The 20,256-nt window shown below is 71.9% G+C and carries 16 protein-coding genes and 1 pseudogene; 4 read left to right on the forward strand and 13 right to left on the reverse strand.

Annotated elements, in window-relative coordinates:
• Positions 1-129 precede the first annotated feature (129 nt).
• The 3 genes from Actkin_RS14920 (at position 130) to Actkin_RS14930 (ending at position 4,101) form a co-directional block, all read left to right on the forward strand.
• Positions 130-1,332: a sensor histidine kinase gene (locus Actkin_RS14920; protein ID WP_258907663.1), complete on the forward strand. Its 1,203-nt coding sequence runs from the start codon at positions 130-132 to the stop codon at positions 1,330-1,332.
• The gene (locus tag Actkin_RS14925; RefSeq protein ID WP_258907664.1) at positions 1,329-2,018 is read left to right on the forward strand and encodes a response regulator transcription factor; all 690 of its coding nucleotides are present in this window, start codon (positions 1,329-1,331) and stop codon (positions 2,016-2,018) included. Before Actkin_RS14920 ends, Actkin_RS14925 begins: the two co-directional genes overlap by 4 nt.
• Before the next feature lie 178 nt (positions 2,019-2,196).
• Complete coding sequence (locus Actkin_RS14930; RefSeq protein ID WP_258907665.1) at positions 2,197-4,101, forward strand: B12-binding domain-containing radical SAM protein; 1,905 nt, start codon at positions 2,197-2,199, stop codon at positions 4,099-4,101.
• Positions 4,102-4,228: 127 nt separating this feature from the next.
• On the opposite strand, the gene Actkin_RS14935 is transcribed toward Actkin_RS14930, so the two are convergent.
• From Actkin_RS14935 to Actkin_RS14985, 11 genes and pseudogenes are all read right to left on the reverse strand, one after another.
• Entirely contained in the window at positions 4,229-4,426 is a 198-nt protein-coding gene (locus Actkin_RS14935) for a ferredoxin (protein WP_258907666.1), read from the reverse strand.
• A gap of 18 nt (positions 4,427-4,444) precedes the next feature.
• Entirely contained in the window at positions 4,445-5,674 is a 1,230-nt protein-coding gene (locus Actkin_RS14940) for a cytochrome P450 (protein WP_258907667.1), read from the reverse strand.
• Between the two features lie 25 nt (positions 5,675-5,699).
• Positions 5,700-6,719, reverse strand: coding sequence for a methyltransferase (locus Actkin_RS14945; protein ID WP_258907668.1), 1,020 nt, complete (start codon positions 6,717-6,719; stop codon positions 5,700-5,702).
• A 35-nt stretch (positions 6,720-6,754) separates the two neighbouring features.
• Complete coding sequence (locus Actkin_RS14950; RefSeq protein ID WP_258907669.1) at positions 6,755-7,957, reverse strand: cytochrome P450; 1,203 nt, start codon at positions 7,955-7,957, stop codon at positions 6,755-6,757.
• 26 nt (positions 7,958-7,983) lie between these two features.
• On the reverse strand, positions 7,984-9,138 hold the full coding sequence (gene ispG / locus Actkin_RS14955) for a flavodoxin-dependent (E)-4-hydroxy-3-methylbut-2-enyl-diphosphate synthase (RefSeq protein WP_258907670.1): 1,155 nt from the start codon (positions 9,136-9,138) through the stop codon (positions 7,984-7,986).
• The gene (locus tag Actkin_RS14960; protein WP_258907933.1) at positions 9,135-10,910 is read right to left on the reverse strand and encodes a 1-deoxy-D-xylulose-5-phosphate synthase; all 1,776 of its coding nucleotides are present in this window, start codon (positions 10,908-10,910) and stop codon (positions 9,135-9,137) included. Before Actkin_RS14960 ends, ispG begins: the two co-directional genes overlap by 4 nt.
• A gap of 105 nt (positions 10,911-11,015) precedes the next feature.
• Positions 11,016-11,879 (reverse strand): annotated as a pseudogene (ispH, locus tag Actkin_RS14965) (4-hydroxy-3-methylbut-2-enyl diphosphate reductase); the annotation flags it as partial.
• 3 nt (positions 11,880-11,882) lie between these two features.
• Positions 11,883-12,929, reverse strand: a complete 1,047-nt coding sequence (locus tag Actkin_RS14970; protein ID WP_258907671.1) for a polyprenyl synthetase family protein — start codon at positions 12,927-12,929, stop codon at positions 11,883-11,885.
• Between the two features lie 35 nt (positions 12,930-12,964).
• Positions 12,965-14,899: a KedN5 family methylcobalamin-dependent radical SAM C-methyltransferase gene (locus Actkin_RS14975; RefSeq protein ID WP_258907672.1), complete on the reverse strand. Its 1,935-nt coding sequence runs from the start codon at positions 14,897-14,899 to the stop codon at positions 12,965-12,967.
• 135 nt (positions 14,900-15,034) lie between these two features.
• Positions 15,035-15,787 carry a methyltransferase gene (locus tag Actkin_RS14980; RefSeq protein WP_189214320.1) on the reverse strand — a complete coding sequence of 251 codons (753 nt, stop codon included), beginning with the start codon at positions 15,785-15,787 and terminating at the stop codon, positions 15,035-15,037.
• Between the two features lie 152 nt (positions 15,788-15,939).
• Positions 15,940-17,106 carry an FAD-dependent oxidoreductase gene (locus tag Actkin_RS14985; protein WP_258907673.1) on the reverse strand — a complete coding sequence of 389 codons (1,167 nt, stop codon included), beginning with the start codon at positions 17,104-17,106 and terminating at the stop codon, positions 15,940-15,942.
• A gap of 59 nt (positions 17,107-17,165) precedes the next feature.
• Between Actkin_RS14985 and Actkin_RS14990 the strand changes: the two genes are divergently transcribed.
• The gene (locus tag Actkin_RS14990) at positions 17,166-18,137 is read left to right on the forward strand and encodes a UbiA family prenyltransferase (protein WP_189214322.1); all 972 of its coding nucleotides are present in this window, start codon (positions 17,166-17,168) and stop codon (positions 18,135-18,137) included.
• A 46-nt stretch (positions 18,138-18,183) separates the two neighbouring features.
• Here Actkin_RS14990 and Actkin_RS14995 read toward each other — a convergent pair whose 3' ends face one another.
• Together Actkin_RS14995 and Actkin_RS15000 are read right to left on the reverse strand one after the other, a co-directional pair.
• Positions 18,184-19,011, reverse strand: a complete 828-nt coding sequence (locus Actkin_RS14995; RefSeq protein ID WP_258907674.1) for a phytanoyl-CoA dioxygenase family protein — start codon at positions 19,009-19,011, stop codon at positions 18,184-18,186.
• Between the two features lie 61 nt (positions 19,012-19,072).
• Positions 19,073-20,242 (reverse strand): cytochrome P450, encoded by a 1,170-nt coding sequence (locus Actkin_RS15000; protein ID WP_258907675.1) that lies wholly within the window; start codon positions 20,240-20,242, stop codon positions 19,073-19,075.
• Positions 20,243-20,256 lie beyond the last annotated feature (14 nt).

Raw genomic sequence — 20,256 nt, forward strand, 5'->3', positions numbered from 1 at the left:
TCAAGGAGACCTCGGTCAGGCGCCTGCCCGCGTCGTCCCGCGGTGACGGCTCGCGCCGGCTTGTGGACCCTGGTTGACACCACCCGATCGGGATCGCGTGAGTCGCCCCGGCACGGCCGGGGTGTTTCCATGGTGTGGGTGGTGGAACATTGGCAACGCCTGTTCCGTTCGCGCAGGGCGCGCGACGTCATGGTCGCGCTGGTGATCGCCGGTCCCGCCGCCGTGGGACTGCTGACCGGCCTCTACCGCACGTCGCCCGCGCTGTCCCCGGCCGCGTTCGCCACGATCGCCGCGCTGTGCGCGATCGTGGTCGCGTTGTGGCGGCGGGAGTACGACTGGGCGGCCGTCGTGGTCGCCTGCGCCACGTTCGTGGTGACGGACCTGCCCTACCCGGTCTACGTGATGACCTTCTCGCTGACCCGGCGGCGGCGCTGGCTGCCCGCCGTCGTCAGCATGGGCGTGCTGCTGGTCCTGCCCGCCCACCAGGCGTTGTTCGAGCCCGTCGCGACGTCCGGTCACCTGTTCGAGTTCGAGGCCAGCCTGCCCGCGAGCGGGTTCAACGGGTTGGTCTACTGGTCCTTCGCCGCCGTGGCGCCCTTCGTCGTGGGCCTGGCGAAGAACAGCCTGGAGGAGGCGTCCCTCGACCGGGAGCGGCACGCCGCGCAGTCGGCCGAGCGCCAGCGGCGGCTGCGGGAGAGCACGCTGCGGGAGCGCAGCCTGGCCGAGCGGGCCCGGCTGGCGTCGATGATGCACGACGGCGTCGGCCACCACGTCAGCGTGATGGTGACCACGGCGGGCGCCATCAGCGTCGACGCCGCGGCCACCGCGTCCATCAGGGACCGCTGCGACCTGATCGTGCGCGTCGGCCAGAAGGCCGTCGGGGAACTCGCCGAGGTGCTCGACATGCTGTCGGGGACCGACACCGAGGAGACGCGGTTCGCCATCGCGGACATCGCCGACCTCGTGCGCGACTACCGGTCCCTCGGCGTCGACGTGGCCTACTCGGTGGACGAGACCGTCGAGGCGTGCGACACGGCCATCGGGGACCTGTGCTACCGCATCGTCCGGGAGGCGCTGACCAACGTGCTGCGGCACGCCGACGAGCCGCGCGCCGACGTCCGGCTCGCCCACGCCGCCGACCGGATCCGGCTGACGGTGACCAGCCCGCTGGCCCCGCACGACCGCCATTCCCTGCCCGGCACCGGCCGGGGGCTGCGGCTGCTCGCCGAGGAGGCGGCGCTGGCGGGCGGCGACCTCGCCGCCTGCCCGACCGAGGACACGTTCGTGCTGCGCGCGGAACTGCCGCCGCCCGACCGGGAGCGCGAAGGATGACCGACACCGTGATCAGGGTGGTCGTCGTCGACGACCAGACCCTCATCCGCGCGGGGACCAGGGCGATCCTGGAGTCCGCCGGGGACATCGATGTGGTCGGTGAGGCCGCCGACGGCGCCGAGGCGGTCGCCGTCTGCCGCGACCGCCGACCCGACGTGGTGCTGATGGACCTGCGGATGCCCCGCGTCGACGGGGTCACCGCCACCGCGCGGCTCAAGAAGGACCCGGACCCGCCGTACGTCCTGGCGCTGACCACCTTCAACGACGACCAGCTCATGATCGACGCGCTGACCGCGGGGGCGGACGGGTTCCTGCTCAAGCAACTCACCCCCAAGGACCTCATCAGCGCGGTCCGCGCGGTGCACGGCGGGGCGTCGGTGTTGAACACCGAACTCAGCAAACGCATCCTCCGCCGGATCGCGGGCAGGCTCACCCCGCCCACCGCCTTCCCCGACGCCGCCGACCGCCTCGACCTGCTCAGCGACCGCGAACGCGAGGTGCTCGGCCACGTGGGCCTCGGCCTCAACAACGCCGAGATCGCCGAACGCCTCTACATGAGCGTCTCGACGGTGAAGACCTACGTCTCCCGCACGCTGACGAAGCTGCACCTGGACAACCGCGTCCAGGCCGCACTGCTCGCCAACCAGCTCCGCCTGGCGCCCAGCGCGCCACCGCCCGACGCCTAGAACCCGTTGAGCCGGAAGGCGTTCGACGGAATCGTGCTTGTCGCCGTGCTCGCGGGCGTCCTACGGTTGTGCACTTCTGACATCCGCGACCCGGTGCGGCAGGGGGCATCCGTGGGTCCTCTGTCCGGGTTCGCCCGCGTTGTGCACTTATCGGCTCGATGAAGCGAAGGTCGGACCTATGGGCACGAAAGTCACGTTCGTCGAACTGACCACCTACGAGGGTGTTCTGCCGCTCGCGACCGGATACCTCCAGGCGTACGCGTCGCAGGATCCGGAGATCGCCGCCGAGTGCTCGTTCGAGATCGTCTCGCGCAACGTCGAGAGCGATCGTGACGCCATCGCCGAGGAGTTGATCGGCAGGGACAGCGACGTCTACGCGGTCAGCTGCTACCTGTGGAACATGGGCACCACCAAGTGGCTGCTCGAAGAGCTGCACCGGGAACGGCCGGACGCGAGGATCATCCTCGGCGGCCCGCAGGTGATGAACCACCTGGCCAAGTACGTCCCGCCGGAGCGGGAGAACGTCGTCGTCTGCAACGGGGAGGGCGAGCGGACCTTCTACGCCTACCTCAAACAGGTAATCAGCGGGACGATGGACCTGCGCGCCGTGCAGGGGCTGAGCTTCTGGGAGAACGGCCAGGTGGTCACCACGCCGAAGGCCGAGCGGATCAAGGACCTGACCGAGGTGCCGTCGCCGTTCCTGACCGGGGTGTTCAAGGAGCGCGAGTACAGCTTCGCGATCCTGGAGACGAATCGCGGCTGCCCGTTCAACTGCGGCTTCTGCGCGTGGGGCGCGGCGACCAACGACAAGGTCTACAAGTTCGACGACGACCGGGTGAAGCAGGACATCACCTGGATCTCGGAGAACGGCTTCCACTCCATCTTCATCGCGGACGCGAACTGGGGGATCGGGCCGCGCGACGTGGAGTTCACCGAGTTCATCGTGGCGTGCAAGGAGAAGAACGGCCTGCCGTACCGCGTGGACGTGGCCTCGGCGAAGAACCGGCCGGACCGCACGGCCAGGATCACCCAGGTGTTCGTCGACGGCGGCATGGTGACCAGCCAGACGATCTCGCTGCAGTCCATGGACCAGGACACGCTGAACCAGATCCAGCGCAGCAACATCCGGCTGAGCGCCTACATCACGCTGCAGCAGACGCTGCGGGAGCGCGGGATCAACTCCAACGTCGAGCTGATCTGGCCGCTGCCCGGCGAGACGCTCCAGTCCTACCGCAAGGGCATCGCCGAGCTGTGCAGGCTGTCCGCCGAGGTGATCATCACCTACCCGCAGTTGCTGTTGCACAACACGCCCATCTACGAGCAGCGCGACGTGTTCGGCGTGCGGACCGCGCGGGTGCCGAGCGAGATCGCCGAGGCGGAGATCGTCGTCAGCACCCGGTGGGTCGACTCGGCGGAGTACGAGCTGGGCGTCTGGTACTCCTACATCGTCCAGGCGTTCTACAACGTCCGCTCGCTCTACTACCTGGCGAACTACCTCGACCGCGCCGGGGTCATGGCCTTCGAGGACTTCTTCGCCAGCGCGGTCGAGTACTTCCAGGGCAGGCTGGACACCCACGTCGGCCAGCACTTCGCCGAGTCGGTGAAGAACCTGGGGAACTACGACATCCGCGACAGCGGCCTGGTCGCGCACATGGTGCTGCACGCCCACCGCGGCGAGTTCGACGCCACGGTGGCCGACTTCGTGCGCAGGCAGCCGTGGTGGTCGCGGGACCCGCTGGCCCGCGCCGCCTTCGAGCTCGACCTGATCGCCCGCCCGTACATCTACGACGAGCCGATGCGGCTGCCCGACTACGAGTTCGAGCACGTCGCGTACGAGCCGATCGACGAGTACCGGGGCACGGTGACGGTGCCCGCCGAGGTGGGCGGCCTCCTGGCCGCACTGGACATGCCGACCTACGACGGCCCGCCGCCGGAGCGGCTGCTCATCACCCACGGGCCGAAGCGCAAGAAGCCGCTCAACGACAAGTGGAGCCTGCACACCGCCACCCTGTACTGCCAGGGGATCTTCATCTGCCAGCGGGAGTACATCCCGACGTTCGAGGCGGCGCCGCCCGAGGGGTGAGGGCGGGCAGGCCGAAGCCGCCGGGGCGGGAGGGAACCCGCCCCGGCGGCTTGTCCGCGCTCAGCGATCGTTGCTGAGTGACCGTTCTAGTGCCGGGGACACGCGGTCGAACACAATGCGGCCCTGGTCAGTCCTCGTTGACCTTGATCGCGGCGCAGGGGCAGTTGGCGGCGGCTCGGCGCGCCTGGGCGGTGTGGGCGGGGGGTGGTTGGGGTTGGCGGAGGACGACGACACCGTCGCTGTCGCGTTGGTCGAACACCTCCGGGGCGATCATCACGCAGTTGCCGGTGCCGCAGCACCTTTCCTGGTCGACGGCGACTCGCATAGGGGCTCCTCGGCCTGGTCACCAGGTCACGGGCAGGGATTCCAGGCTGTAGGCGGCCGCGTTGGGCCGGAACCGGATGTCCTCGAACGGCACAGCCAGCCGCAGCGTGGGGAACCGCCGCAGCAGGGCGGGGAAGGCCACCTGCAGTTCCATCCGCGCGAGCGGGCGGCCGAGGCAGTGGTGGATGCCGTGGCCGAACGCCACGTGCAGCTCCGGGTCGTGGGCGAGGTCGAAGCGGTCGGCGTCCGGGTAGCGGGCGCCGTCGCGGTTGGCCGACTGGAGCGAGACCATGACGTGCTCGCCCGCCGGGATGGTCGTGCCGTCGATGGTCACGTCCGCCAGCGCGGTGCGGACCAGCGTGCTCGGCACGACGGAGAGGTAGCGCAGCATCTCCTCGACCGCGTGCTCGACGACCTCGGGGCGCTCCCGGACCACAGCGGCCTGCTCCGGGTGTCGGATGAGCAGGAGCGTGCCGATGGCGAGCACGTTCGCGGTCGTCTCGTGGCCCGCGCTGAGCAGCATGTTGGTCAGCCCGATGAGCTCTTCGTCGGTTATGTCGTCGCCGTGCTCGCGCACCAGCATGCCGAGCAGGTCGTCGCCGGGGTCCGCGCGCTGGGCGGCGACGAGGCCCGCCATGTACTCGTGCATCTCCATGAAGTTGGCCATGCCGTCCTCGTGCCGCACGTCCACCTCGACGGCCATCCGGCTGCGCCGTTGGAAGTCGTCGCGGTCGCGGTACGGGACGCCGAGCAGCTCGCAGATCACCAGGGACGGGATGGGCAGCGCGAAGACCTTCATGAGGTCGACCGGCCCGCCCGCCCGCGCCATGGCGTCGAGGTGCTCGGCCACGATGTGCTCGATGCGCGGGCGCAGCCGGTCCATGCGCTTCACCGTGAACTCGCCGGTCACCATCCGGCGCAGCCGGGTGTGCCCGGGCGGGTCCATGCCGACGAACATGCCGGGCGGGATCGGCGGCGCGTCGGCCGGTCCGTCGGGGTCGGGCGGGCGCAGCAGCGAGTCCGGCGGCGGGACGCTGCTGAACCGCGGGTCGCTGAGGACGGCGCGGACGTCGGCGTGCCGGGTGACCAGCCACGCGGAGTCCCCGCTGGGCAGCAGGAAGCGGGCGATCGGGTCCTCGGCGCGCCGCCGGACGATCTCCGGCGCCGGATCGAACGGGCAGTCCGGCGCGCGCTGGTAGGTCAGCGGCACGGACTGCGCGTCGGGCACCCGGTTGTGGGTTCTGGACACGGTGTTTCCTCTCGGAGGAGGGCGGTCAGTTCTTGGCGGCGCGCAGGATGCTCACCACGGTCGCGGCCTGGTCTCCGCCGATCTCGACGAGACGCAGGCCCGCCGAGGCGAACAGGTCGCCGAACTCCCGCTCGGTGCGGACGGCCCCGCCGCAGGCGAGCGTGCACAGGTCGCTCATCAGGGCCACCGGATGCGCCGTCGTGTCGCCGTCCGGCAGGACCATGTCGATCACCAGCAGCACGCTGTCCTCCCGCATCGCCTCGTGGCAGGCGCGCAGGATGCGGACCACGTCGTCGTCCGGCCAGTCGCTGAGCGTGCTCTTGATCAGGTAGGCGTCGCGCCCCTCGGGCAGCGCGTCGGCGAGGAAGTCGCCCGCCACCAGCGTGCAGCGGTCGGCGACGCCCGCCTCCGCCAGCACGGCTGGCGTGTGGGTGAGGCTCGCCGCCTGGTCGAAGACCGTGCCGACCAGTCCGGGGTGCGCGGCCAGCAGCCCGGCCATCAGGATGCCGTTGCCGCCGCCGACGTCCACGATGTCGCGGACCCCGGTGAGGTCCAGCGCGGCGACGAGTTCCGGCACGTCGTGCCGGGCCACGTCCATCATCCACTGGTAGAACAGGGCCTGCGTCCGCGGGTTGTCGGCCATCCACTCGTAGCTCGACTTGCCGAACACGTGCTCCACGGCGGGCCTGCCGGTGCGCACGGTGTGGTCGATCCGCCCGGCGGCGCTCCACGTCGGCTCGCCGCTCATCTGCATGGCCATGAACTTCGCCGAACCCGGCACGTCCGCGCGCAGCAGCCGCCCGATCGAGGTCAGCTCGTAGCCCTGGTCGCCCTTGTCGACGACGAGTCCCAGGTGCGCGGCGGCGCGGAGCAGTCTGCGCAGCGACGGCTCGTGGCACTCCGCGGCCTTCGCCAGCTCCGCCAGGACGACCGGGCCGTCCGCGAGCCGGTCGGCGAGGTCGAGCGTCGCCATGGTGCGCACGACCTGTGCCGGGATGAAGCCGAACACCATGTCCAACAGCCGGGCGGTGTCGTCGTGAACCATGCGTCCACACCTTTCGTCTCGGGCAGCGGGTTTCGTCACCATGTCGCAGGCAGCTCACGCAGTCCGCCGACGACCGGGTTGTTGTTGGGGCGCAGGCGGTCCACCGGAACCGCGAGGCGCAGCGTCGGGAACCGCTCGACCAGGCGGCCGAACACGACCCGCAGCTCGACGCGGGCCAGGTTCCGGCCGACACACAGGTGCCTGCCGTGCCCGAAGGCCAGGTGCGGGTTGGGGCTGCGGGAGATGTCGAAGCGGTCCGGGCGCTCGAACGCGCGCGGGTCGTGGTTGGCCCCGATCAGGTTCATCACCACCGCGTCGCCCGCCTTGATCGTCACCCCGCCGATCTCGATGTCCGCGCCCGCGTAGTGGGCGAGCGCCTCACCGCCGGACATCCGGCGGCGCAGGATCTCCTCCACCGCCGAGGCGAGCAGCGACGGGTCCCGGCGCAGCGCGTCCCACTGGTCCGGGTTGGTCAGCAGGTGCAGCGCGCCCCACTGGATGACGACGACGGTGGTCGCGTTGCCCGCGAACAGCAGCCCGCTCGCCATCGCGCCCGCCGAGAAGGCGTCCAGCACGCCTGCCTCGCACGCGGCGGCGAGGTCGGACAGCACGTCCTCGGCCGGGTCGGCCCGCTTGCGCTCCACCAGCTCGCCCATGCTCGCGAACAGGCTCCCCATCGCCGCGCGCGAGCCCCGCGCGTCCATCGGGTCGGCGCCCTGCTCCGACCACTTCTGGAACCGCTCGCGCTCGTCGTGCGGCACGCCGAGCAGCTCGCAGATGACCAGCGTGGGCAGCGGGCGGGCCAGGGCGTCCACCAGGTCCACCGGCGGGCCGTGCTCGGCCATCGCCGTCAGCAGGTCGTCCACCAGCGCCTCGATCCTCGGCCGCAGCGCCGCCATCCGCCTGGCGGAGAAGGACTTCGCCAGCAGGGCGCGCATCGCTGCCTCGTTGTCGTACTCGGCCTGGTAGTCCTCGTACTCCCAGTCCGAGCCGTCGAGCAGCGCGGAGTGGGTCACCCGGGGCGCGTTCTCCGGGTCCGGGTGCGAGCGGGTCAGCCGGGGATCGAGGAACAGCCGCCGCGCCTCGGCGAACCGGGTGACCATCCACGCCTCGTCGCCGACCATCGTACGGAACCGCGACACCGGGCCGCGCTCCCGCATCCGCCGCACGGCGGGCGGGATGTCGAGGATGTCCGGGCGGTCGAACGGGCTCGTCGGCAGGTCGGGTTGCTCGGTCATGGCCCCTCCTGGGGATCGCGCCGGACTCAGGACACGGTGACGACCGGGCTCCCGCCGCCGTCGGTGGTGTCGGCGTCCTCGGCGTTCTCGGCCATCCGCATGGCCTCCTCGATCAGCGTCTCCACGATCTGGTGTTCGGGCACGGTCTTGATGACCTCGCCCTTGACGAAGATCTGGCCCTTGCCGTTGCCGGAGGCGACGCCGAGGTCGGCCTCGCGGGCCTCGCCGGGCCCGTTGACCACGCAGCCCATGACCGCCACGCGCAGGGGCACCTCCATGCCCTCCAGACCGGCGGTGACCTCGTCGGCGAGCTTGTAGACGTCCACCTGCGCGCGCCCGCACGACGGGCAGGAGACGATCTCCAGCTTGCGCGGGCGCAGGTTGAGCGACTGCAGGATCTGCTGGCCGACCTTGACCTCCTCCACCGGCGGCGCCGAGAGCGAGACCCGGATCGTGTCGCCGATGCCCTGGCGCAGCAGCGCCCCGAAGGCCACCGCCGACTTGATCGTCCCCTGGAAGGCGGGCCCGGCCTCGGTGACGCCCAGGTGCAGCGGGTAGTCGCAGGACTCGGCCAGCAGTTCGTAGGCGCGCACCATCACGACCGGGTCGTTGTGCTTGACCGAGATCTTGATGTCGTGGAAGTCGTGCTCGGCGAACAGCGAGGCCTCCCACAGCGCCGACTCCACCAGCGCCTCCGGCGTGGCCTTGCCGTGCTTGGCCAGCAGCCGAGGGTCCAGCGACCCGGCGTTGACCCCGATCCGGATCGGGGTGCAGTGATCGCGCGCAGCCTGCGCGATCTCCTTGACCTTGTCGTCGAACTTCCTGATGTTGCCCGGGTTCACCCGCACCGCGGCGCACCCGGCCTCGATCGCGGCGAAGACGTACTTCGGCTGGAAGTGGATGTCGGCGATCACCGGGATCTGCGACTTGCGCGCGATCGCTGGCAGCGCCTCCGCGTCGTCCTGCGACGGACACGCCACCCGCACGATGTCACACCCGGCCGCGGTCAGCTCCGCGATCTGCTGCAACGTGGCATTCACATCCGCGGTCAGGGTCGTCGTCATCGACTGCACCGACACCGGGAAGTCGCTGCCCACGCCCACCGGCCCGACCCTGACCTGTCGGGTCGGCCGCCGTCGGGCCAGCGCCGCGGGGGCGGGCATGCCGAGGTGGACGCTCATCCGACCGACCCGCTCGGCTCGACCGCCCGCCACCGCTCGGGCGCGGCCACCCGCCTGCCCAGGTCCGCCGCGATCGCCTCGGCGGTCAGGCCGCAGTCGGCGAGCACCTCGTCCCGCCTGCCGTGCGCGAGGAAGCGCCGGGGGAGGCCGAAGACCGCCACCGGGGTCCGGACACCGGCGTCCCGGAGGTCATCGGCGAGCGCGGACCCGAACCCGCCCGCCGCGAGGTTGTCCTCCACGGAGGCGACGACCTGGAAGCGCGGGGCCATGACCCGCAGCAGCGGGTTCACCGGCCGCACCCAGCCCGGGTCGACCACGGTCACCCCGATTCCCCGCGCGGCCAGCCGGTCGGCGGCGTCGAGGCAGGTGCGCGCCATCGGGCCGACCGACAGCAGCAGGACGTCGTCGCGGGGATCGGGGCGCAGCACGTCCAGCCCGGCGTAGGAGAAGGCCGCCGGGAGGTCCGGGCCGACCGTCCCCTTGGGGAAGCGCACCGCGCACGGGCCGTCGGTGACGCGGAGCGCGCTCCGCAGCGCCTCGCGCAGCGTGGCGGCGTCCCGCGGCGCCGCGACCCGCATGGCGGGCACGGTGTTCAGCAGGGACAGGTCGCACATCCCGTTGTGCGACGGGCCGTCGTCGCCGGTCACCCCCGCCCGGTCGAGGACGAGGACGACCGGGCACGAGTGCAGCGCCACGTCCAGCAGCACCTGGTCGAAGGCCCGGTTGAGGAACGTCGAGTAGATCGCCACGACCGGCCGCATGCCCGCCATCGCCAGCCCGGCCGCGGCGGTCACCGCGTTCTGCTCGGCGATCCCGACGTCCAGCACCCGGTCCGGGAACCGCGCGGCGAACGCGCTCAGGCCGGTCGGGTCGCGCATGGCGGCCGTGACGGCGACGATGTCCGGGCGCTTCGCGCCGAGCTCGACGAGCTCCTCGCCGAACACCGATGTCCACGACCGCCCGCCGGACGACAGCGGCACGCCCGTCGCCGGGTCCATCGGCCGGACCGCGTGGAACCGGTCCACCTCGTCGTTCTCGGCGAGCGCGTGGCCGCGTCCCTTGCTGGTGAGGCAGTGCACGACCACCGGCCCGTCGGCGTCCCGCGCCTGGAGCAGCGCCCGCTGGACCGCGACCACGTCGTGCCCGTCGACCGGCCCGACGTAGCCGATGCCGAGCGCGGCGAAGAACGTGTGCGGCTCCGCCCCCGCCAGGTGCCGGGCCAGCCCGCCGATCGTGGGCGAGTACGACCGGCCGTTGTCGTTGAGGACGATCACGACCCGGCTGCCGTCTCCGCCGATGGAGTTCAGCGCCTCCCAGGCCATCCCGCCGGTCAGCGCGCCGTCGCCGACCACCGCGACCACGCGGCGGTCCCCGACCCCGCGCAGCCGGTCGGCGGTGGCCATGCCGTAGGCGTAGGACAGCGCCGTGGAGGCGTGCGAGTTCTCGATGACGTCGTGCGGCGACTCGGCGCGCGACGGGTAGCCGGACAGCCCGCCGCGCGCCCGCAGCCCGCCGAACTCGCTCCACCGGCCGGTCAGCGCCTTGTGCACGTACGCCTGGTGCCCGGTGTCCCACAGGATCCGGTCGGCGGGGGAGTCGAACACCCGGTGCAGGGCCAGCGTCAGCTCGACCACGCCGAGCCCGGGCCCGAGGTGCCCGCCGGTCCGGGACACCTCCGCCACCAGCAGCGCCCTGATCTCGGCGGCCAGCCCGTCCAGTTCCGCCACCGTGAGCCGCCGCAGGTCGGACGGGCGCCGGATCGCGGGCAGCAGCCGACGGCCCGGCTCGACGGACCGGCCGCCGGGCAGCGAGAACGTGACGGTCTCGACGGCGGTGGTGTCCACATCGACCTGGTCGAAACCGTGCTCGGCCAGCCGGGCCAGCACCTCGTCGACCAGGACCTCCGGCGCGCTGGCCCCGGAGCTGACGCCGACGGTGCGCACGCCGCGCAGCCACTCGGCGCGCAGGTGCCCGACGTCCGGCACGAGGTGGCCGCGCACGCCCGCCTTCCCGGCGACGTCGACCATCCGCTGGGAGTTGCTGGAGTTCTCCGAGCCCACCACCAGGATCAGCTCGCACTGGCGGGCCAGCGACTTGATGCCGGTCTGCCGGTTCTGGCTGGCGTAGCAGATGGTCTCGCTGGAGGGCTCCTCCACGTCGGTGAAGCGCGCCCTGATCCGGGCGACGACGTCGGCGGTGTCGTCCATCGACAGCGTCGTCTGCGTCAGGTAGGCGACCGGGGTGTCCGGCGCGAGGTCGAGCCGGTCCACGTCCTCGACCGTCTCCACGACCACGGTCCGCTGGGGCGCCTCGCCCCGGGTGCCCTCGGTCTCCTCGTGGTCGTCGTGCCCGATCAGCAGCAGCAGCCGACCGTCCCGGGTGGCCCGCTTCGCCTGCTGGTGCACCTTGGCCACCAGCGGGCACGTCGCGTCGATGACGTGCAGGTCGGCAGCGGCCGCCTCGGCGCGCACGGCGGGGGAGACCCCGTGCGCGGACAACACGCAGACGCTGCCCCGGGGCACCTCGGCGATCTCGTCGACGAACCGCGCGCCCTTGCGCTCCAACATGCCGACGATGAAGTGGTTGTGGACGATCTGCTTGCGCACGTAGACGGGCGGGCCGTGCAGTTCCAGCGCCCGCTCGGTCATCGCGATCGCGCGGTGCACCCCGGCGCAGAAGCCGCGCGGCTCGGCGAGCACCACCCGCCGTCGTGGCAGGCGGTCGGTCGGGTTCGGGGCCACGGGTCACCGGTCCCGGTCGATCGCGGCCTGCGCGAAGCCGTGCAGCCGGTCGCGGCTCGCCGAGCGGGGCAGCATCCGCAGCGCGGCGATCGCGCGCTCGCAGTAGTCCCTGGCCAGCGCGGCGGCGGCGCCGATCGCGCCGGTGCGGTCCAGGATCGCGACCAGCGTCGCCCGCCTGCCCTCCGGGTCGCCATCGCCCACCAGAACCTCGGTGATCGCCACGCGATCGGGGGGATCGGCGGCCCGGTAGGCCATGATGACCGGCAGCGTCAGCCTGCCGTTGCGGATGTCGCTGGTGTCCGGCTTGCCCATGACGTCGGTGCCCTGGGTGTAGGACATCACGTCGTCGTGGATCTGGAAGGCGCAGCCGAGGTTCTCCGCGAAGGTCCCCAGCGCCAGCACCGACTCCTCGTCCCCGCCCGCCAGCAGCGCCCCGCACTCGCACACGCCCCGGAACAGCGCTGCGGTCTTCAGCCGCACCATGGTCAGGTACGCGTCGAGGTCGAAGTCGACCCGCTCGCACAGCTCGGCCTCCAGGCTCTGGCCCCGGCACAGGTCGATGCCGCACCGGGCGACGACGTCCAGCGCGGCCACGATCCGCTCCGGCGCCGCCCCGGTGTGGCGGCACTCGGCCAGCGCCACGAACAGGTCGAAGATCAGCGCGTCGCCGACGATGATGGCGTTGTCCGCGCCGAACTTGTGCTGCACCGACGGCCGTCCCCGGCGCAGGTCGTCGTTGTCGATGATGTCGTCGTGCACCAGGCTGGCCACGTGCCCGGACTCCGCGCCCACCGCGGCGGGCAGCACCACTGCCGGGTCGCCGCCGACGGCGCCCGCCGACTCCAGCAGCAGGATCGGCCGGAACAGCTTGCCCGCGGGCACCAGCGCGTGCGCGCACATGGCGGCGAGCAGGCTCGACTCGGCCTGCCAGCGCTCGGTGAGCCCCTCGGCGACCTGGCCCACCCTCGCCTCGTGACCGGCGGCCGACGCGGGCCGGTCACGTGCTCCGGCGCCGTCGGCGAGCGGGTCGATCGTCACATGACCGGACATCGTTTTCCTCCATCGTGCGCATGAGACGGCCCGCGTCACGTCAGGACCGTGCCGAACTGGCGGCCCAGCCTGCCCATGTAGTAGAGGATTTCCTCGTGGTTGGTGGACGGCAGGAAGTGGTCGGCGCCGACCTTGTAGTAGAGCGAGTGCACCGACTCGGTGAGCAGGTGCTCGTACGGCTCGTCGCGGCGCAGCGCCAGGCTGAACGCGGGCACGTCGAACCCCTTCCAGCCGTCGCGCCACACGTAGTAGCCGTCACCGTCGATCTCCACCTGGGGCAGCGACTCGTTGGCGTGGCGCGGTGAAGGCTCCTGGGAGGGCATGGTGTACGCGGGCAGCGTGATGAGGTCGTATTCGAACACGGCGTCCAGCAGGGGGCGGACCTCCGGCGGCACGCGCGGGATGGTCGACTCGGCCCACCAGCGCCGCAGCATGTCCTTCGCGTCGTCGCTGCCGTACAACAGGGTCAGCACCGGGGCGAGCACGTCGGAGTCGGTGAACGAGTTGACCATGCCGGTGCGGAACGGCTCGGCGATCGGGTGCTGGTCGGTCTCGAACCACTCCATGAGGGACCGGATCAGCTCCGACTGGGTGATGCCGCCGAGGGTGCGCAGCGGCGCCCAGACGAACCGCAGCACCGGGTTCTCGGCGATGAGCCGCGAGACGAAGATGAACCGGTGCATGTACTGGTTGTCGCGGGGCGACATGGTGTCGTGCGACAGCAGGTACTCGAAGTCGTCGGTGTTGCCGCGCACGGTCACCATGCCGAACCGCTCGCGGTCGGTGTGGTAGGTGGTGTTCGGCAGGATCAGCATCGGGTAGACCGCGACCCGCGAGACGTGGTTGGCCAGCCGGTCGTACCCCTTCATGAACGTCTCGATCGTCTCGCCGGGCGCGCCCCAGATCAGCTCGGCGTAGCAGTCCAGCCCCTCCTTGCCCAGCCACTCCGCCAGGCTCTCCCAGTCGTTGACCTTCATGTTGCGGCGGTTCATCAGGTCGAGGGTGTCCTCGTCCAGCGTCTGCAGCGCGAGGGTGAACGAGCTGTGCAGGCCCGCGTCCTTCATCGCCTTGACGATCTTGTAGAACACGGCGGACTTGTTCTTCGCCCACGAGGTCTCGATGCTCTTGGGGTAGCCGTGCTCCTCGCGCGCGGCGATGACGTCCTCGACGAACTCCAGATCGCTCGGCATCATCCCGAAGTTGGCGTCGCACAGCACGAGCGTGTGCACCTTGTGCCGGGCGAACAGCTCGATCTCCGCGCGCAGCCGTTCCCGGGAGAACGCCCGGACCCGCTGGCCGACCGCGCCGCCCCAGTAGCAGAAGGAGCACTTGTACGGGCAGCCGCGGTTGGTCTCCAGCAGCGCGACGTCGTACGGGAACCTCCCCTCGTCGTCGGTCATCGGGATGGCCCCGGTGAGGAACGGCGACGCGATGTCGTCCAGGTTCTCGATCCTCGGGCGGTCGCGGGTGGTGACGATCTCGTGCCCGCCCGCCTGGAAGGAGATCCCGTCGACAGCGTGCAGCGCGCGGACCGACCGCCCGTCGAGGCGGGCGCGCAGCAGCTCGCAGAAGGTGAACTCGCCCTCGCCGTTGACGATCACGTCGACGTGCGGGTGCATGCCGAAGACGCGGGCCGCCTGGTGGGAGACGTGGTTGCCGCCGAACACCACCCAGCCGTCCGGGTTGAGCTGCTTGAAGGTCTCGGCCAGCGCGGCGAACTCCTGGTAGTTCCAGCCGAGCACGGAGAAGGCGATCACGTCCGGCGCGCCTGCCGCGAAGAGGTCGTTGGCCATGCCGAAGAGCGTGCTGCCGCCGTCGAAGTTGTGGATCGTGATGTCCGCCCGCGCGGCGATGTCGTCCTGCTGCAGTGCGGTGGCCTTGAGATATCCGGAGGCAAGCGGCATGGACTCCAGCGACATGGCCCAGACGCCCTGCTGCACCAGCCAGACCTGCAACGGCCGATCTACCATCGGTGAATTCCCCTTGCGCTGGTTCGGTTTCGTGGCGGGGCGGTGAGCGCGCGGCCGGGCGGTCGGCGGCGCGCGAGCGCCGTCGTCGGCCGCCGCCCCGGGCGGGCGATGGCTCCCCGGTCGGTCCCGGCGGCCTCACCTGGGCGTCAGCTCCAGCAGGTGCAGGTGCCACGCGCCGCCGCCATCGCCCTCCCCACCGGTCAGGTCGGCGGGGAACGCGTCGACCAGGGCCTCGGGGATCTCCGACATCTCCACGCGCTGGAGCACGTCGAGCCGGTAGCCGGTCTCGTCGGCGAGGTCGCTCACCAGGGTCGGGTTGCCCAGCGCCTCGCCGAACCACAGGTAGGCCCGGCCGCGCGGGGTCAGCAGCCCGCGGCCCTCGGACAGGAAGCGGCGCAGCTTGGTGTACGCCGGGTCGAACATCGTCTCGTGCCAGATGGAGGAGTCGACGGTCTCCTCCGGCGCGTTCAGGAACGGCGGGTTCCAGTAGATGCCGTCGAACCGCTCGCCGGGCCCGACCGCCGAGTAGAGGTTGCTCTCCCGGGCGGTCACGCGGTGCGCGACATGGTGGCGCGCCGCGTTCAGCTCGGTGTTCCGGACGGCGGCCGGGTTGATGTCCAGGCCCAGCACCCGCTCGACGCCCGCCAGCGCCGCGAGGACCGACATGATCCCGGTCCCGCAGCCCATCTCCAGGAACGAGGACATGTCCGCGAACGGGATCAGGTGGGCGTAGAGCTCGCCCCCGGGCGAATACGTCGGCGGCCACACGTCGTCGAGCAGGTCCCACTCCATGCCGACCAGCTCGAAGACCTGCGGCCTGGTCGAGTCGGAATGGTATCTGTCGATGATGTTCTGGCCGATGAGCAGCTCGAAATCCCGCGCTTCCATAGTGTCCCATCTCCGCATCGGAGTGATTTCCGCGCCTGCGGCGAAATCAGGAGATCGGTCGCCAAGAACGTTCCACGCTGGCAAAGGCCATTCAAACAGCGCGCCCGGTGGCTGGCAACGAGTCGCGGGCGAACGCCGTGCCGTGGCGGCGGTCACCGCGGCGGCGGGACCGACCAGCCGACCATCGCGTCCATGGACCGGCGGGACACCGCCTCCGGCAGGAGCCCGCCGAGCCACACCCCGGTGTTGCGGGCGGCCACCGCGACCGGCGCGGACAGCCCCGCGACCCGCCCCATCCAGCGGGACATGGCGCGCAGCCGGGTGGTGCGCGCCCGGCGGCTCGCGTCGTAGGCGGCCAGGCCCGCCCGCAGGGCGTCCCACGACCGCGCGCCCGCGGTCGCCTGCGCCAGTTCGACGGCGTCCTCCAGGGCCAGGCCCGCCGCGCCCACGTTGGGCGTCATCGGGTGCGCCGCGTCGCCGACCAGGACCACGCGGCCGTGGGCGAACCCGTCGAGGGGGCGGGCAGCGTCCTCGATCCGGTCGAAGTGCAGCTCCGCCCGGGACGCGCGCTCCAGCAGGTGCGGGATCGGGTCGTGCCAGCGGCCGAACAGGCCGGTCAGCCGCTCGTGCCCGCCCGCGGCCCGGTGCGGCGGCATCTTCGCCAGCGCGGAGAAGTGCGCCCTGCCCTCGGGCAGCGGGAGGATCGACAGGCGCTGTCCGGCGCCCCACGTCTCGGCGGCCACCACGTCCAGCCCGTCGGCGGGCACCACGCACCGCCACGCGGCCGAGCCGGTGTCGACGAGGCCGGGGTGTCCGGGGTGCAGGGCGCGGCGCAGCGCGGACCGGATGCCGTCCGCGCCCACCACCAGGTCCGATTCCACGGTCGCGCCGCCCACCACGAGCGTCGCGGGCGTCGTCGGGCCGCCGCTGCCCGCCAGGCACGCCTCCTGCCCGTAGTGGACCGTCCCGGGCGGCAGCGCGTCGGCCAGCGCGCGCACCAGGTCGAGCCGCAGGAGCGCGCGGATCGGCTCGCCGTAGCGCTCCTCGACGAACCGCAGCCCGGTCCTGGCGATCCACCGGCCGCCCGGCGCGCGCACCCCGCCGTGGGCCTGGACGACGGACCGCGCGCGCACCGCGTCGGCCACCCCGATCGCGGCCAGCGCGCGCATTCCATTGGGCGTAACGCCGATTCCGCCGCCGGACGCCCGCAGTCCCGGAGCGCGTTCATAGACCCGGACGGCCCAGCCCCGGCCCGCCAGCGCGACGGCGGTCGCCAGGCCCGCGATCCCGGCGCCGACGATGTGTGCGGTGCGTGTCATGGAATTCCCCTCACGCGATGATCGGAAGCCGAATCGGTTCCCCGCCAAGGAAGCAGATGATGCACGGCACCCACACCATTCGGGTCAGATTCCTCGCCCATCTCGAAGCGTGCCGCCCCGACACGGTCTTCTACGCCGGGACCGTCGGATTGAGCGGCGCGGTGCTCACCGATCCGGACGCGCCGGGGCGACTGCTGTTCCTCGCCTGGCTCGTGCCGACCCTCGCCTGGATCGCCTCGCTGTACGGCGGCGACTACTTCGACCGCGACCTCGACGCGCTGACCAAGCCGCACCGCCCGGTCCCGTCCGGGCGCATCGCCGCCGCCACCGCGCGGAACACGATGATCGCGCTGATCGGGACCGGCGCGGTGATCGCGGTGCTGGTCAACCCGCTGACCGCCCTGCTCGCCCTGCCCGCGACCGTCTTCGGCATCGCCTACGCCCGGTGGCTCAAGGGCCGGGGGCTGTGGGGGAACGCCAGCCGGGGCCTGCCGACGGCGCTGACGGTGCTCTTCGGCTCGATGATGGTGCAGCCGCTGCCTGCGGCCGGGCTCGTGCCGCTGGCGCTGATGTTCTGGCTGCACGACTCCGGGTCGAACCTGCTCGGCGCGCTGTGCGACCGCGACGGCGACCGGCTCGGCGGGTACCTGACGTACCCGGTGCGGCGGGGCGACGCGGCCACCGTGCGCGGCCTGATCGGGTTCTACGTCGGCTGGGTGGCCATCGCCCTCGCGTGGCCGATCCCGTTCGGCGACGGGATCGACCCGCGGATCTACTACCCGGTGCTGCTGGTGGTCGTGGCGCTCGGCGGGGTGTCGCTGTGGGGCGTGGCCCGCGCGCCCCGGCCCATCGCGCGGCCGGTCGGTCTGCGGGCGCACGAGATCGTGGTGGCCGAGCGGATCGTCCTCGGCACGTTCCTGGTCGCCGCTGCGGGCGAGGTCCGGCTCGCCCTGCTGGTCGGCGTGCCGTCCCTGGCCCTGACCCTGCTGGCGCGGCAGCTGATGCGGCGCCGGTACGAGCCGGTGCGGTGACCGGTCGCGGCGAGGGCCCGGCGGGTCGGCCGGGCCCTCCTCGCGGTCACACCTTCAGCGCGTTCTGCGGCGGCCCGCCCTTGTAGAGGCCCAGCACCAGTTCGTGCGAGTAGCCCAGCAGCTCCTGCAGCTCCGGGTCGAACTCGCGCACCTTCTCCGGCGGGACGCTCAGCAGGCTGTTCTCCACCTGCCGCAGCCAGCCGACCTGGTAGCCGAACGACAGGATGTGCCGGACGTCCGACTCGGTGGTGTTCGCCCCGCCCGCGTGGAACAGGTCCTGCCGGAACAGCAGCGCGTCGCCCTTGGTCATCTCGACCTGGACCGCCTCGCTCCAGTCCGGCGGCGGCGCGACCGGCGAGCCGCTGTGCGCGCCGGGCACCACCCAGGTCGCGCCGTTCTCCTTGGTGAAGTCGCTCATCGCGCACATGACGGACAGCGCGACGGGGTTTTCCCCGAACGGTGCGTGCTGCCAGGAGAACGTGTCGCGGTGCATCTGCTGCCGGGGCGCGCCCGGGTAGCGGCCCATGTACTCGGCGATGATCAGCAGGATGGTCTCCGACAGCGGGGCCAGCAGCCTGCGCGCCGCGTCGACGATGTCCCGGTGCAGCACCATGGCGGGCGCGCAGTCGATGGCGCCGATGAGCTGGTGCATCGTGACGGTCGTCTCGCCCTGGAACTGAGCGAGCAGCGAGTTGGCCGCGTACTCCTTCTCGTCCGGGTGCTCGTCGAGGTAGGTCCTGACCTGCTCGACGTACGTGTCGCACTCCTCGGCCGTGTACGCGCCGGTCAACACGACCGCGCCCTCCTCGCGGAACGCCCGGTCCATCGCCTCCCGGTCGTACGGCCGCGCCAAGCGCGGGATCGACTTTCCCATGGTCACCCATCACCTTCCGATTCGCGTCGTCCTCGTCTGCGTCCTCGCGCGCGGCCGCTCGTCACCAGGTGACCGGGAGCCGCTCGATGCTGACGTCCATGCCCTCCGCCCGCCACCGCACCTCGTGCGGCGGGTCCGCCCGCCGGATGCCGGGAATCCGGCGGACCAGCGTGCCGAGCGCGACCGCGAGCTCCATCCGGGCCAGCGCCGCGCCGAGGCAGTGGTGGATCCCGTGCCCGAACGCCAGGTGCGGGCCCCGCTCGCCGGTCACCGCGATCGCGTCCGGGTCGGTGAACGCTGCCGGGTCGCGGTTCGCGCCGACCCGGGAGGCGATCACCGTATCGCCCAGCGCGATCCGCACCCCGAGGATCTCCACATCGGACTGCGCGATCCGCTGGATGCCGACCTCCTCGTCCTGCAGCCGCAGCAGTTCCTCGACCACGCGCTCGACCTCGACGCGGCCCTCGCGCATCCCGTCGAGCACCGCGCGGTCGGAGAACAGGCGCAGCAGCCCGTGCGAGATGGCTGACGCTGTGGTCACGTACCCGGCCATCAGCAGGCCCATGGCCATCGAGGAGACCTCGATCCGGGTCAGGCCGTCCGCGGTGCCCGATCGGCGCGCTAGCTCGCTGAGCAGGTCGTCGCCGTTCGGCTTGGACTCCACGAGCCGGACCACGAACCGCTGGAGGTCGGCGAACGCGGCGCCGACGTCGCCGCCAGCCGAGCGGAGCACGATGTCGGCCCAGCCCCGGAACCGGTCTCGGTCGGCGTCGGGGATGCCCAGCAGCTCGGAGACGATCGTGATCGGCAGGGGATAGGCGAACTCCTCCTGCACGTCCACCACCGGCCCCTTGGCCAGCATGGCGTCGATCAGGGCGTCGGTGACCGCCTGCGCGCGCTCGCGCAGCGCGGCGACCCGGCGGGCGGTGAACGCGCGGGTCACGCTGCGGCGCAGCCGCGTGTGGTCCGGCGGGTCCTTGAGGAACATGAAGCCCGCCGCGAGGTTGTCCTCGTCCGCCTCGGGGATCGAGCCGGGGTACCCGGTGCCGAAGGCGGGGTGGCCGAGCAGCACCCGGACGTCCTCGTAGCGGGTGACCAGCCAGGCCTGCCCGCCGCCCGCCAGCCGCACCCGGTGGATCGGGGCGGCGGCGCGCAACCGCGCCAGGTCCTCGGCCGGGTCGATGATCGAGTCGCGCGCGAACGGGTAGTCGGTGAGCTGGTCGTGCTGCACGGGAACCCCCTGTC

Origin of the sequence: Actinokineospora sp. UTMC 2448, from assembly GCF_024760565.1 — a bacterium.
In the GTDB taxonomy this organism is placed as follows: Bacteria; Actinomycetota; Actinomycetes; order Mycobacteriales; family Pseudonocardiaceae; genus Actinokineospora; species Actinokineospora fastidiosa.